At 68.6% G+C, this 14,298-nt stretch carries 7 protein-coding genes; 2 read left to right on the top strand and 5 right to left on the bottom strand.

Going from position 1 to position 14,298, the window contains the following annotated elements; translation table 11 throughout:
• Positions 1 to 1,101: 1,101 nt before the first annotated feature.
• Positions 1,102 to 1,677 carry an LmbU family transcriptional regulator gene (locus ACIBLC_RS32295; RefSeq protein WP_399214890.1) on the bottom strand — a complete coding sequence of 192 codons (576 nt, stop codon included), beginning with the start codon at positions 1,675 to 1,677 and terminating at the stop codon, positions 1,102 to 1,104.
• A gap of 1,252 nt (positions 1,678 to 2,929) precedes the next feature.
• On the opposite strand from ACIBLC_RS32295, the gene ACIBLC_RS32290 reads away from it, so the two are divergent.
• Complete coding sequence (locus ACIBLC_RS32290) at positions 2,930 to 4,138, top strand: IS701 family transposase (RefSeq protein ID WP_399214889.1); 1,209 nt, start codon at positions 2,930 to 2,932, stop codon at positions 4,136 to 4,138.
• A gap of 447 nt (positions 4,139 to 4,585) precedes the next feature.
• Positions 4,586 to 5,230, top strand: a complete 645-nt coding sequence (locus tag ACIBLC_RS32285) for an FMN-binding negative transcriptional regulator (protein WP_399214888.1) — start codon at positions 4,586 to 4,588, stop codon at positions 5,228 to 5,230.
• 135 nt (positions 5,231 to 5,365) lie between these two features.
• Here the strand turns inward: ACIBLC_RS32285 and ACIBLC_RS32280 are convergent, their stop codons facing one another.
• From ACIBLC_RS32280 to ACIBLC_RS32265, 4 genes are all read right to left on the bottom strand, one after another.
• On the bottom strand, positions 5,366 to 6,136 hold the full coding sequence (locus tag ACIBLC_RS32280) for a thioesterase II family protein (protein WP_399214887.1): 771 nt from the start codon (positions 6,134 to 6,136) through the stop codon (positions 5,366 to 5,368).
• 157 nt (positions 6,137 to 6,293) lie between these two features.
• Positions 6,294 to 7,640 (bottom strand): lysine N(6)-hydroxylase/L-ornithine N(5)-oxygenase family protein, encoded by a 1,347-nt coding sequence (locus ACIBLC_RS32275; protein WP_399214886.1) that lies wholly within the window; start codon positions 7,638 to 7,640, stop codon positions 6,294 to 6,296.
• Positions 7,641 to 7,751: 111 nt separating this feature from the next.
• Positions 7,752 to 11,051 carry an amino acid adenylation domain-containing protein gene (locus ACIBLC_RS32270; RefSeq protein WP_399214924.1) on the bottom strand — a complete coding sequence of 1,100 codons (3,300 nt, stop codon included), beginning with the start codon at positions 11,049 to 11,051 and terminating at the stop codon, positions 7,752 to 7,754.
• A gap of 129 nt (positions 11,052 to 11,180) precedes the next feature.
• Positions 11,181 to 14,297: a type I polyketide synthase gene (locus tag ACIBLC_RS32265; RefSeq protein ID WP_399214885.1), complete on the bottom strand. Its 3,117-nt coding sequence runs from the start codon at positions 14,295 to 14,297 to the stop codon at positions 11,181 to 11,183.
• Position 14,298: the final 1 nt, after the last annotated feature.

Here is a 14,298-nt window from a genome sequence, read left to right as displayed (position 1 = left end):
CGTAGGGGGGGGGGGGGGGGGGGGGGGGGGGGGGGGGGGGGGGGGGGGGGTGGGGGGGGTGGGGGGGGGGGGGGGGGGGGGGGGGGGGGGCGCCCCCCCCCCCCCCCCCCCCCACCCGGGTCACGACGACGCGGGTGCGGCGACGCGTTGCGCGGCGCCGCGCAAGGCGGCCGCCTCGGCGGTGGCCCGGTCGTCGCCCGTCCGGCACCTCGCCCGTCCGTCACCTCGGCGGGTCACGGAGCCGACGCGGGCCTCGCGGAAAGGGTGCGCGCCACTGCGGTCCCTGCCGCGGCCCCGCCCGGCGGGGCGTCCACCCCGGCGGGCGGGGCCGCGGCGTCCTGCACGGGGTGTGCGCGGCGGAACGGCTTCCGCACAGCACTGACGACCTCGTCGCCCGACTGGTGCGCCAGTACGCGAACTCGCTCTGAACGGGCCGCGGCAGGTAGGACACCGTCCCACGGCGCGTCATCGAGCCGGGCGGCCCACCCCTGCTGATCGCGTCCTGACGCGCACCCGCGATCGAGGTGTCCACCAGGGCGTCGTCCCTGGGCCTCGACTCGGCGGGCCGAGTGCAGCGAAGTGGCTGGTGCGGATACGCGGCCGCTCACTCGCCCCCACCAGGAGCCGGTCCGCCTGGTACGGGGGGGCCGGGCTCGCCTGCAACCGCCTTGCACGCGCACGGATCCGCTCCCTCTGGCCGGCGCCCGGCGCCCGAAAACCACCGTGGTCTACCGGGCTTCTCGGGTCCCGCTGCACGGGCGTCCCCGTTCAGGGCATGCCGGGAGCTTCGCCCTCTCCGGTGCTTGATCCCGCGCCCGTTGTCGGCGCTTTCGCGATCCGGCCCTGACCGAAACTCGCGGATTGACGCGATGTGTCGCGTCTTCTAATCTCCTATCTGCTACACGGCTCCGCACCCGCGTCCGACCGTTGCGTACGGCGCGTACGCCCGAAGCCCTTCGAAGCCGGGGAGGTCTCCTACGTCAGACGTCACCAGTGCGGCCGCGCCCAGTGGGACACAGCAGACCTCAACGTGACGATGGGGCAGACCCGCGCTCCGTCCGGAACCCGAGCCCGCCCCATGCCATCCGCTCATGGCATCGCTCAGGCGCTGACGCCGGCCTGAGCCGCCACCTCTTCCGCCAGGACCCGTTTGGCAGCGTTGTCGAGTGTCGCCAGCACCCACTGCTCGAAGTCGATCCCGGTCTGCTCCGCGGCCTTGTGCCACCACTGGAGACGGCTGCCGGGCACCGCGAACCGCCGAGTCGACTCGGTCTGCGTCACGTCCTCCGTCTCGTCCTCACGAGCGAGACGGAGGGCCCCGCGCAGCTGCTTGGTGGTCCACCGCATCTGCTCGGCCCGGTCGAGCCACCGTTCCTGCTCGTCGACCGGCAGAGAGGCCAGTTCGGCGTGGTGCTGGAAACTGAGTGCCACCCGCCGCCGCGGCAGATCAAATCGCCGGGAGACCCACGCGTAGTTCCGAAGGGTCTGATATTGCAGCCCGGCCGCGCGAATTCCCCGCTCGTAACGGTCGCTGTAGTGGTCCTTGCCATATACGAGCCAGTCGCCGAGCCACCAGGAAGAGGAATTGACAATCCCCGAAAGCTGACGCCCAGCACGCTCCCAGTCCTCGAAGGCGAGGCCGGCAGATATCTGCAGGCCCACGTTGGTCGTGAGCACTTGACCTGCCCGTAGCTCATCGCCGATGGCTCTGCCGCGCTGCCGAGATGCCGCCTGTGGGCTTCTACGGAAGAGCACAGCCTCGCCGCCCCCAAGGTCCCCGTTCTGGTTGCTCACCATACCTCCACACAAATGTGCAGCTGACAGACAGAGGGTTTTGTGAATGGCCACAGAAATGTGGCAGTGATGTTTGCCCGGCGCCGGTCGCCCCAAGGCGTCACGACGCGCGACTGGACAAAAAGTGACAGCCGACCGACCGGCATGATTTTCCGACTCTTTACCGAATCGGATGAGATCGGTTTCAGTAACTCTCAAGCGACTGATGGCTCAATCCGTCGGCGCCACGAAACCGCATCTTGTCTTCGGATCGGCGTCCGCGTTCCGGACCATTCGGGGCGATCGACGACGCGACGCCCGAAACAGAGGCCATTCGGCACATCTGTCGGAGATGCCTCGAAGTCCCGCAACCAACATCTGTCGAATATGTCCATAAATCACTATCCCCCGTTCACATCGCCCACAATCCCGCAGGTCACAGAGGCTGCTGCCGGCGCATCCCGCCGACGCCTCCTGACCGAATTCGGACCAGGGCGGTTCCTTCCAAACGTCTGTCCGAGTAGAACCCGGGAACTGTTGGGAGGCAAGGAACCTGGCGCCCGTCGGTACTACTTGTCGAAGTTCGCGCAGTGTCGCCCCCAGCACCGTCGGCCGGCGTCCTCGGCGACCGCCGTTCCCGCAGACTCCGCGCCCCTGGACGCGGCGCGTTCGGGGAGACGGAAACGTCTCAACCCACAGGCCCAGAAGCCGCGTTGACACCTGTGCCGCCGCACGCCCTGATCGGGACGGCATCGCCCAGCACGCCACCTGACAGGCCGTCACCCCAGTTGGCTGCTCCCTCAGCCCGCCGGCGCCACCGCAAGCTGGCGGTTGCCGCGACAGGCCCGGTGCCCAGGGAAACCACATCGGTAGAACCGTCAGCCGTTCACGTCCTGATTACTTGTCAATACACAGAATGCAATCGGCTCTCTGCTCACGTGCCGACAACCCGGCGCTCCGCGGGCCGGAAGATCAATGCACCGTGACGCTTCACGGATGAACCACTGCCGACCGGTGCGCCGCGTCGGGACCGCGCCACGTCCCGGCGACAGGACACCCGATCGAAGGGCCCTGCTCCGGGACCTACAGGAGGGATTGCGGCGAGGCTAGGCTCCAACTCATAGGTCGTAGCGACTTCTACCAACGGGGGCACGGAGTGCAAAGTCTTAACGCGTCCTTAACTACCCTTTCGGGGAACATTTTCAGTAGCCTGCGACGAGCCGACCAACGAAGATGGGCGGAGGCCTATCTGCTCGGGTTGCTCGTCACGCCGGGAAAGAAGTCCGTCCGCCGCCTCGCCGACGCCGTCTCCAACTCACCTACCGCCGCCCAGTCGTTACGGCAGTTCATCAGCATCAGCCCGTGGGACTGGGACCCGGTCATGCACGAGCTGACCCACTGGGCAGAGGGGCACGGCACTCCTTCCGCCTGGACGATCGGCCGGGCGGTCCTGCCGAAACGGGGCGAGCGATCCGTCGGGGTGCACCGCTATTTCGATTCCTTCACCGGCCGTACCCTCAATTGCCAGCTCGGAATCGGAGCGTTCGCGTACATCGGCACCGTGCCCGTCCCCGTCGACTGGCGCTTGCATCTGCCCGCGCAGTGGACCGAGGACCCGGAACTGCGCCGCGGCGCGCGCATCCCGGACACCATGCACTACCGCTCTCTCCAGATCCAGGCCCTCGACCTGGTCGACACGCTCACGTCCCGCACCGACCTCACTCCCCCGCCCGTCGTCGTGGACCTGAGCGACGACCCCGACACCGGGCTCTTCCTGCGCGCGCTCAGCCAGCGGGGGCACGACTTCGTCATCGCTGTGCCACCCACCCTGCGGGTCCACCCCGTCGTCGAACGCTCACCGAGCGCCCCGGCGTTCGTCAGCGCCAAGTCCCACCTGCCCTCGGGCGGCAGCCCCGACACCGTCCTGGTCACGGCACCGGGCGGACAGCAGGAACGCGTCCGCGTCCAGTCGGCGCTGGTCGTTGTCCCCGGAACCCGTACGGCGGGGCTGCCCGAACACCCCTACCGGCTGTTCACCGAGATGCTGCCGGACAACCGCACCGGCCCGCTGTGGATCACCAACCTGACTCACCGACGCCTCGACGAGGTGGTCTCACTCACCACGCTGCGGACCGCCACCGTCGCGTCGGTCACGACCATGGAGCGCGACTTCGGACTGCTCGACTTCGAGGGACGCTCCCTTCCCGGCTGGTACCACCACATGGCCCTGGTCTCCGCCGCTTACGCGTACCGGCATCTCACCCCGGCGCCCCAGAGCCAGCCCCGGCGCATCTACCTCCCCGCACGGCACTCCCGCGTCGCCGCCAAGAACACCCCGCAGCGGTCCGGCGCCTCCTCGTCGTGAGGGCACGGCCCTGGACATCGTCGAGGGCTCCGGTGTCCAGGGCCGCGCTTTCGGCACCGGTGTGCGGCAACCTCGTCGCGCACCGGACCATGGCAGTCGGCGCCACGCCTCTCATCGCAATTCTATTTAATCCGGCGGCACTGGCCATACGGGCGCGAGTCCGGACGGGGTAAATGAGTGCACTCCAGGCCGGGCATCCCAGTGGAATAGGGATTTCCCCCGAGCACTCACTACCGCCAGAAGATTCATTTCTGTTCCCGCAGAAATTTCCTCGGCATGACTCCCCTCTTCATTGCGCCGGAGGCGACAGGCGGTCCACGATAGGGGTCTCCTTGTCCCGCCGGCAGGACAGAACAGCGGGTTCGTCGACTAATCGCCGCACCATTGCCGCGACTCACGAACTCGCAATGTCATTGTTCTGGTCACACCACGAAAGGTGAGTGCCGCATGTTCGTCCCCGGTCAGTACCGAGAACCGGACGTCTCCTGGATAGTCGATCTGCTGCACGAGAACCCGCTGGCGCTGATGTCCAGCAACGGAACTCCCGCTGACGGGCCATTCGCCACCCACCTTCCGGTCATCACCGACCCCCAGTGGGAGGGAAAACCCGCTGCGGACCTGGCCGGTATGCCTCTGCTGGGTCACATGAACCGGGCCAATCCGCATTGGGCGGCGCTGGACACCGGGACAGTGGTCCTGCTGGCGTTCACCGGTCCGCATGCCTATGTCTCGCCCTCCGTCTACGACATTTCGCCGGCCGCCCCGACATGGAACTTCACCTCGGTGCACGTGCACGGAGTGGTGGAGAGGATCGAGACGACGGAGGAGACGCTGGGTGTCGTACAGGCGACGGTGCAGGCCTTCGAGAAGGAATTCGGCGACAGCTGGGACATGACTGAATCCCTCGGCTACTTCCGGAAGATAGTGCCCGCGGTGGGCGCTTTCCGTGTCCGGGTCACCAAGGCCGAGTCCATGTTCAAGCTCAGCCAGGAACAGCGCCCGGAGGTCCGCGAGCGGGTGGTGCAGTCGTTCGCCGGGCGCGGATGCACCCGGCACGCGCAGACGGCGGACCTCATGAACCGCCTGCCGTAACGGTTCTGCCGACGAGGCGGGGTCCGCGTTCCTGAGTTGTGCGGACCCCGTGGCTTTCACCGCCATGGACGGACACTCCCGGCGGCCACCACCTTCAGCGCCGGTGGCCGAGGATGAGGCGCTCTGCCGTACGCGTCACGAGGCGGCCTCCGTTCGGTACTTGATGTGGTGCAGTACCTCACCGATGTCCGCCAGGAGCGCGGTCTCCTCGTCCCTGAGGTAGAAGTGCCCACCGGGCAGCACGCGCAGCCTGAAGGCGTCGCGCGTCAGGTCCGCCCAGCCGCGCATCCGCTCCACGGTCACTTCGGGATCCCTGTCACCGGTGTAGCCGTAAACCGGGCAGTCGAGCGGAGGCCGGGGGCCACCGGGGTAGTCGTCCACCAGTCGGCAGTCGGCGCGGACCGCGGGGAGCACGAGCTCCCGCATCTCGGGGTCCGCGAAGACCGGTGCACGGCTCGCGTCGGCGCGCACGATGTCCGCGACGAGCTTCTCGTCCGGGCCGAAGAACTTCCGCTGGCCGTCCAGCTCGTGCGTCGGACGTCTGCCGGACACGCACAAGGCGGCCGGCGGCTCCCCCCGTTCCTGGAGGCGGAGCGCCACCTCGTGTGCCACCGAAGCCCCCATACTGTGGCCGAACAGCGCCAGCCGATGCGGCGTCAACTCACCGAGCGCGTCGGCTATGTCGTCCGCGAGGGCTTCCAGCCCGGACGGGAACGGATCGCCCATACGGTCCTCCCTGCCCGGGTACCGGACTGCGAGCACGCCGATGTCCGAAGGCAGTCCCAGGGGCCAGGTGCGGTATGCGCTCGCCCAGCCGCCGGCGTGGGGGAAACAGACGAGCTTCGTCTCGCACCCGTCGTCGTCACGGAAGCGGCGTATCCACCGTTCCGCCGGCGAACTACTCATCCAGAAACCCCTTTTACGTACGCTGCGGGCATGTAGTGATCAGGCGCGATCGGCAGGACAGAGCCGGCCCGGGCGCGAGGGAAGCAGTATGCGGAGTGCACGCCAACCGGCACAGCGGCGGAGTTGGCGTGCTGCGCCCGGCCCCCGCTGCGGGCGTTCAGCGGATGTCGCCTCCGACCTCGGCGGGAACCGCACGTTCGGCGCTCTGTGCCGCGCGCCGGGCGACGATCGAGTCGGCGATCTCACCGCTTCGTACCGCGATGTTCGACAGCAGCGAGGAGGTAAGGCCGTGCGTGTGTTCGGTACCGCCCTGCAGATAGACGCCGCACCGCAGGTCGGGGGCGGTGACGATGCGGTAGTCCCGCTCCACCTGGTACCGGCCCGCCTCGTCACGCAGACAGTGCCGGTCGAGATCGCCGAGCAGGCCTGTGGGCTCCATCGCGTTGTAGCCGGTCGCGCAGACGAGTGCGTCGAAGTCGAGTTCGCGCACCTCGCCGTCGGGTCCCGCCTGCAGTGAGACGCGGGTCTCGGCGCCGACTCGTTTCACACCGGTGACCCTCGTCAGATTGAGGAACTCGAGGCGGCTGATACCTCGTACGTCGTCGTCGTACGCCCTGCGGTACAGATCCCGGATCACCTCGTCGTCGACGACCGAGTAGTTCGTGTTGCGGTGGTACCGCCAGAACGCCTCCCTCGTCTGCTCGGTTCCGAAGTAGTAGTCGTCGACGGCCCCGGGGTCGAAGATCTGATTGGCGAAGGGGGTGTCGTCCGCCACGGAGTAGCCGTAGGACGGCAGGACCGACCACACCTGTGCGTGGGGAAGCTCGTCGTACAGGAACCTGGTGATCTCGGCGGCACTCTGGCCCGCCCCGACCACCGCCACCCGACGCAGTTCGGCGGGGTTCATCCGGCGGTACTTCTCCAGGAACTCGGAGCTGTGCCACACCCGTTCGTCACGCTCGATCCCGTCGGGCATGCTCGGGGCCAGGCCCGTCGAGATGACCACGTGCCGAGCCTCGACCACGCGCTTGCCCCGGCCCGTGGCATCCGCCACCTCGAGGCGGACACGGTCCGACTCCTCCGGATCGGCGCCCGGCGGCAGCCGGATCGACGTCACTTCCGAGCCGTACTCGACACGATCGGCCACCCGTGCCTGTGCCCATTCGAGGTACTGGTGGAACTCCTGGCGCGTGGGGAAGAAGTCCTGGTTGTTGACGAACTGCGGGAGCCGCCCCGACGCGTGCAGGTACTTGACGAAGCTGAAACTCGACGTCGGATTGCGGAAGGTGACCAGGTCCTTGAGAAAGGAGATCTGCATGGTCACCGACGGCAGCAGCATGTTGCGGTGCCAGCCAAAAGAGGACTGACGTTCGAAGAAGAGAGTGCTGATCTCATTCCCCAGACCATTCGCCCCGTGTTCCTCCAGGGCGATGGCGAGCGACAGGTTGGACGGACCGAACCCGATGCCGACCACGTCGTAGATTTCATGTTCACGATCACTCATAGAAATGCCTCCCGCTGGCATGGATGTGCGATGCGCTGTTCGCATCGTCGACCGGTGCTCGGCCTACCTCACCGCACCCCACGAACTCCGCGGCTGCGCGACGGACAACGCTCAGAGGACCTCGCCGTCCTTCGTCCTCCTGCGCAGAGCCGGCCTGCTGGACTGGGCGAGGTCCTTCCACATGTCGGACAGACCCGCGATGGTGCGTACCGCGAACAACATGCGGATGGAGACCTCTTGGTTCAGTTCCGCCCGGATCAGGCCGACCAGCCTGATGGCCCGCAGCGAGTTGCCGCCGAGGTCGAAGAAGTCGTCGTCGATGCCCACCCGGTCCAACTCGAGCACCTCGGCGAACGCCTTGGCCAGAACCCGCTCGGTGTTGTTGCGCGGTGCCCGGTGCTGCCCGTCATCCGACGCGGGCTCCGGCAACGACGTCCGGTCCACCCTGCCGCCGGCCGTGACCGGCAGGCGCTCAAGAGCCACGAACACCGACGGCACCATGAACTCCGGCAACCGCCCCGCGGCGAACCGGCGCAGTTCCTCGGCCGAGGGGCCGGCCCCGGGGTCACGGCCGCCCACCGGGACCACGTAGGCAACGAGTCGCTGCTGCCCGGAGTCGTCCTTGCCGGCGACCACGACCGACTGGGCCAGCCCGGAGTGCTCGGACAGCGCCTCCTCGACCTCGGTCATGTCGACCCGGACACCCCGTATCCAGGTCTGGGCGTCACCCCGGCCCACGTACTCGAGCCGGCCGTCGGCCCCCCACCGCACCCGGTCACCCGTGCGGTACATGAGCCCGCCGGCCGGACCGAACGGACAGGGCACGAAACGCTCGGCGGTCCGCGCGGGGCGCCCGGCATAGCCACGCGCCACGCCGGTTCCGGCCACGTACAGCTCTCCGGTCACGCCCTCGGGGACCGGCGCCAAACCCGGTCCCAGCACGTAGAGGGCGGTGTTGTCCATCGGGCGGCCTACCGCGCCCGCGTGGTGCACCGGTTCGTCCGCGACAAGGCGGTTGCCCGCGGCGAACACGGTCGTCTCCGTCGGGCCGTGACCGTTGACGATCGTCAGCTCGGGGCAGGCCTCCCGCAGGCGTCGCACCGCGGCCGCGGGCACACGGTCACCACCGGTCCACACCTCGCGCAACCCGGCGACGCACTCGGGGCGTTCTGCCGCGATCTCCGAGAACAGGGCCGCCGGCAGCCACACCGTGGAGAACTGGTGGGCCGCTCGCAACTCGGTCAGCGCATCGATGTCCAGTTGCCCGTGAGGAGCCACGACCACCCGGCCGCCGTTCAGCAGAGGCACCCACAGTTCGAGGGCGAGCGCGTCGCCCGTGTGGGGCGCATGCCACAACACGGTGCGGTGACCGCCCTGTTGCCAGTGGCGATCCAGGACGAACCGCTCCATGTTCCGGTGCGTCACCGCGACTCCCGCGGCCACACCGGTCGATTCGGAGCCGTACATCACAGCCAGCAGATTGTCCTGGTGCGGCGGACCCGGGACCTCCCGGACACCGTCGCCTTCACCGTCGGCGGTCTCCGAGCAGATGTCGTCGAACAGGATCGCCGGAACATCCGGATCGGCAGAGAACGCTTCGGCTGTCGTCGCGTCGGTGAGCAGCACGCGCGCCGAGGAGTCACCGACCATCGACGTGATCCGCTCCGCCGGGAGCGTGGAGTCGATCGGCAGGTAGGCTCCGCCCGCTTTCGCCACCCCCAGCAGGGCGACGGCCAGGTCCACCGACCGAGGCATCGCCACCGCGACGACCGCGTCGGGTCCGACGTGCCGGCGTCGCAGCGCCTCGGCGAGACGGCCCGACCGCTCATCCAGTTCCCGGTAGGAAACCGCCGAGTCCCCGGACACCACCGCGACGGCTTCGGGAGTCTGCTCCACCTGGCGGGCGAACAGTTCCGGAACCGTCAGCCCCGGCAGCGGCACGGCCGTGTCGTTCGGTGCCGTCAGCACGCGGGCCCGCTCGTCACCGCTCACCACGTCCAGCGCGCCGACCGCCAGCTGCCGGTCGGCGGCCATCACGGCCCGGATGTACGCGATCAGCTCCGCGCCGATGAATCGCAGTTCCGGGCGCGAGTACAGGTCCGCGGGGGCGTCGAGCCGGAAGTACAGGTCGCTGTCGGGGTTCCCGTCGGTGCCGACGCTGATCGACAACTCGTTGAAGGCCCCGTTGGTCCCGCCGAAGTAGTGCGCCGGCTTGTCGGCGAAGTGGAGCTGCTCCGCGAACTCCACGATGTTCATGACGGCACCGAAGCTACCGCGACCGCTCAGGACGGTTCCGCTCGCGCGCTGGATCTCCGAGTAGTGGCAGGCGGTCTGACCGAAGATCTTGTACGTCTCGTCCACCATCGCGTCGGCGATCTCGGTGAAGGTCGCACCGAGCGGAACCCTCGTCCGCACCGGCACCACGTTCACGGCCAGACCGGGCGTCCTGCTCGCCACCCCCACGCGGTTGCCCACGGCCAGCGAGAGGATGAGCTCAGGACGATCGCAGCGGTGCCGGAAGAACACCGCCGCGGCCGCGGTCAGTACCGACGACATCCACACGCCCATGGACTTCGCGGCCTCGGTCCACGTGTCCGCCTCGGCGCGCGGAACGGTCAGCGTCCGGCTCACCACCCCGATGGAGTCGGTCAGTTCTCCCCAGCGGTCGGCGTTGCTCATCGGTTCGGAGAGCGCGGACCGTGCCGCGTCGGACAACCGGACACGCGGAACCTGCGCGGGCGGCGGTGCGTCCCGCAGGTAGTCGCGCCAGAACTCCGTGTCGTCGGTGAACTTCTGGGACGCGTGATACTCCGCTGCCTCGGCCGCGAACGACTCGGCGTCCCACGGGTGCGGCAACTCCGGTATCTCCGAACCCCGGACCAGCGCCGTGTAGACCTCGGCGAGGCGGCGGGACAGCAGGCCGCCCGCGCCGTATCCGTCCGATATGAGGTGGTGGTAGACGATCACCATGAGAGAGCGGGCGGCGGCGAGTTTGACCACGCCCAGCCGGAACAGCAGATCGCGCTCCAGGTCGAACGGCTGCCGCAGCTTGTCGGCCAGCGCTTCGCGCGCCGCCTGCTCGGGATCGGCCTCGGCGCTGAAATCCATAAAGAACGGCCGCCAGTCCCCCAATTCGCGGGGCACGAGCCGCAGTCCGCCGGCGTCGTCCTTGAAGTTGATGCGCAGTACTTCCGCTTCGCCCATCACATGCAGGAATGCGGATTCCATGACCGCCGCGTCCAGCTCCCCGTCCACATTCCACATGGTCAACGCATGGTTCAGCGTGTCGGGAGACATTTTCTGCGCCAGCCACAATCCTTTATGCGCGGACGGCGCATCGAACGAACGCAAACGGATCAACCCCTCAACAAACAGACTTGGGAAGCGGAGGAATTCGCAGATCGCCTCCACCTTCACGGAAGTGGGTCAGCCGGTCAAGGCAACCAGGTGCCGGGGCGGGACAAACCACGGTCGAACGTGCGGTGTCCCGCCGACGGGACAGTCACACGGGGCGGAAAAGCCCCCCGGAACGCAATGAGGTCACTGCGGATGCCGGTCGGCCATCGAGGAGATGATGTGCCCGCTGATCAGTCTCGGTGTCGGGTACCGCAGCACCACATTCGCCCTCAGCTGGATTCCGGTCGTCGCCGCCAGGCGTTTGCTCAGCTCCACCGACAGCAGCGAGTCGAATCCCATGTCACCGAACTCCCGGTCGGGATCGATGGTCTCGGCAGAGGGGTGCCCCAGCACGACGGCGACCTTTTCGAGGACGTGGCCCAGCACAAGTGCCGCCGCCTCACCGTCGGGGAGAGTGGCGAGCCTGTCCGGCAGGGGGACGGAGTGATCATCGGCTGTCGGCAGCTCCACCGGGGCCGCCTCGGTCGCCACCGCCCCGTGCGAGGAGTTCAGCCAGTACCGCTGCCGCTGGAACGCGTACGTCGGCAGATCCACCCGCCGGCGCGTCCCCAGCAGGGCACCCCAGTCCACGGCGCCGCCCCGGACGTGCAGTTGGGCCAGCGAGCCGACCACGGCGTCCACCTCTCCCCTGTCCCGCCGCGCCGAGGACAGGACCACCGCGTCGTCCACTTCCTCGGTCATCTCCTGGACCGGGACGGTCAGAACGGGGTGCGGGCTCATCTCGATGAACACTCGGAAACCGTCGTCGACCAGCCGCCGGACGGAGGATTCGAAGAGGACTTTTCTGCGCAGGTTGTTGTACCAGTAGGTGCCGTTCAGCTCCGCGGTGTCGGTTTTCTCGCCGTACAGGGTCGAATAGAAGGGCAGCGTCGAGGTTTTGGGGTTCAAGTCCGACAGCGGTCCGATCACCTGGTCCCTGACTCCCGTCACCTGGTGGGAATGAGAGGCGTAGTCAACCGATATTCTCCGGGCCTGAGCGCCTTCGGCCTTCATCTTCTCCACGAATTCGTCGAGTGCGTCCGGTTCTCCGGAAACCACCACGGAGCGGGGGCCGTTGACAACGGCGACGCTCACCCGGTCGTTCCACGGAGCCAGACGTGATTCCACGAGATCCACGGATTCCGCGACCGACGCCATTCCACCGTGACCGATCAGAGCCACCAAGGCCTTGCTGCGCAGCGCCACGATTTTGGCGGCGTCGCGCAGCGACAGCGCACCGCATACGTAGGCGGCGGCTATCTCGCCCTGGCTGTGTCCCACCACCGCGGCGGGTTCCACACCCCAGGACCGCCACAGGGCCGCCGTGGCCACCATGACCGAGAACAGCGTCGGCTGAACCACGTCCACCCGGTCCAGCGAAGGTGCGCCCGGTACTCCGCGCACCACGTCGAGCAGCGACCAGTCGACCCACTCGGCCAGTGCGGTCGCGCACTCGTCGAGACTGTCCGCGAAAGCGGGGAAGGCCTCGTACAACTGCCGGCCCATGCCGACCCACTGCGATCCCTGCCCGGGGAACATGAAGACGATGCCGCCGAGGTCTCCGGCGGGACCACGGACGACCCCGGCGGACTCCGCGCCGTCGCCCAACGACGCCAGACCGCTCAGCAACTCGTCCCGGTCGCGCCCCAGGGCCACCGCGCGATGCTCGAAGCCCGACCGGCCCGAGACCAACGACCAACCGACATCGGCGATGTCGGCGCCCGGATCGGCGGCGATGAAATCGCGTAGTTTGCGCGCCTGCCCCTCCAGGGCCTTCGCGGTTCTGCCGGACACCACCCACGGCACCAGCCCGCCGGCGACGGCCGGTCCCGGACCGGACTCGTCCGCCCGCTCCGGCGGTTCCTCTTCCAGGATCACGTGCGCGTTGGTGCCGCTGACTCCGAACGACGACACTCCGGCCCGCCGCGGACCGTCCTCCCGGATCCACTCACGTCCCTCCTCCAGCAGTTCGACCGCGCCGGAGGACCAGTCCACGTGCCGTGAGGGCGCGTCCACGTGCAGGGTCTTCGGCAGGAACGTGTGGCGCATGGCCATCACGGCCTTGATGACACCGGCGACACCGGCGGCGGCCTGGGCGTGACCCATGTTCGACTTCAGGGACCCCAGCCAGAGGGGCCTGCCCTCGGCCCGGCCCTGTCCGTAGGTCGCCAGCAGAGCACCTGCCTCGATGGGGTCCCCCAGCACGGTTCCGGTGCCGTGGGCCTCGACCAGGTCCACCTCGGTGGCCGCGACCGCCGCGTTGGCCAGTGCCTGCCGGATCACCTTCTCCTGGGCGAGGCCGTTGGGAGCGGTCAGCCCGTTGCTGGCCCCGTCCTGGTTCACCGCGGTACCGCGCAGGACGGCCAGCACCGGGTGGCCGTTGCGGCGGGCGTCGGACAGCCGCTCCAGCAGCAGCACCCCCACGCCCTCGGCCCAGCCGGTTCCGTCGGCTCCGTTCGCGAAGGCCTTGCAGCGGCCGTCCGCCGACAGACCGCGCTGTCGGGAGAACTCCACGAAGATCGCGGGCGTCGACATCACCGATGCCCCGCCCGCCAGCGCGAGTGAGCACTCGCCCGAACGCAGTGACTGCACCGCCAGGTGCAGGGCCACCAGCGACGACGAACACGCCGTGTCCACGGTCATCGCCGGTCCGGTGAACCCCAGTTCGTACGCCACCCGGCCGGAGGCGACGCTCAGTGTGCTGCCGTGCAGTAAGTACCCCTCCAGCTCGTGCTTGCCGCCTTCCAGGAAGCGCGCCCCGTACTCGGGGGAACTGACTCCGGAGAAGACACCGACGTCGGCCCCGCGCACGTCGGCGGCGACGATGCCCGCCCGCTCCAGGACCTCCCACGACGTCTCCAGGAGCAGGCGCTGCTGCGGGTCGACCGCCAGTGCCTCCCGTGGACTGATGCCGAAGAACTCCGCGTCGAAGTCGGCCACGTTCGTCAGGAAGCCTCCGTGACGGACGTACGAGCTGCCGAGCGTGTCAGGGTCCGGGTCGAACACGTCCCGCCAGCCGCGGTCCTGCGGGAACCCGTCCACCACGTCGGAGCCGCCGCGGATCACGTCCCAGAGGTCCTCGGGCGACGACACGCCTCCCGGGTAGCGGCAGGCCATGGCCACCACGGCGATCGGCTCGCCGCGGCCCGCTTTCAGGGCTTCGTTCTCCTGCCGCAGGCGGTCGCGCTCCTCCAGCAGCGTGCGGAGGGCCCGTTGGACCCGGTCGGCGCCGTCCGCCGTACGATCCGCGGAGTCGGTCATG

Origin of the sequence: Streptomyces sp. NPDC050535 (assembly GCF_044457665.1) — a bacterium.
Lineage (GTDB): Bacteria > Actinomycetota > Actinomycetes > Streptomycetales > Streptomycetaceae > Streptomyces.
The sequence above is the reverse complement of the archived record's forward strand: the minus strand, read 5'-3'. Positions and strand labels throughout refer to the sequence as shown.

Coding starts and splice junctions, on each gene's coding strand:
- ACIBLC_RS32285 (WP_399214888.1), top strand. CDS start 4,586: ATGTTCGTCCCCGGTCAGTACCGAGAACCGGACGTCTCCTGGATAGTC.
- ACIBLC_RS32280 (WP_399214887.1), bottom strand. CDS start 6,136: ATGAGTAGTTCGCCGGCGGAACGGTGGATACGCCGCTTCCGTGACGAC.
- ACIBLC_RS32275 (WP_399214886.1), bottom strand. CDS start 7,640: ATGAGTGATCGTGAACATGAAATCTACGACGTGGTCGGCATCGGGTTC.
- ACIBLC_RS32265 (WP_399214885.1), bottom strand. CDS start 14,297: ATGACCGACTCCGCGGATCGTACGGCGGACGGCGCCGACCGGGTCCAA.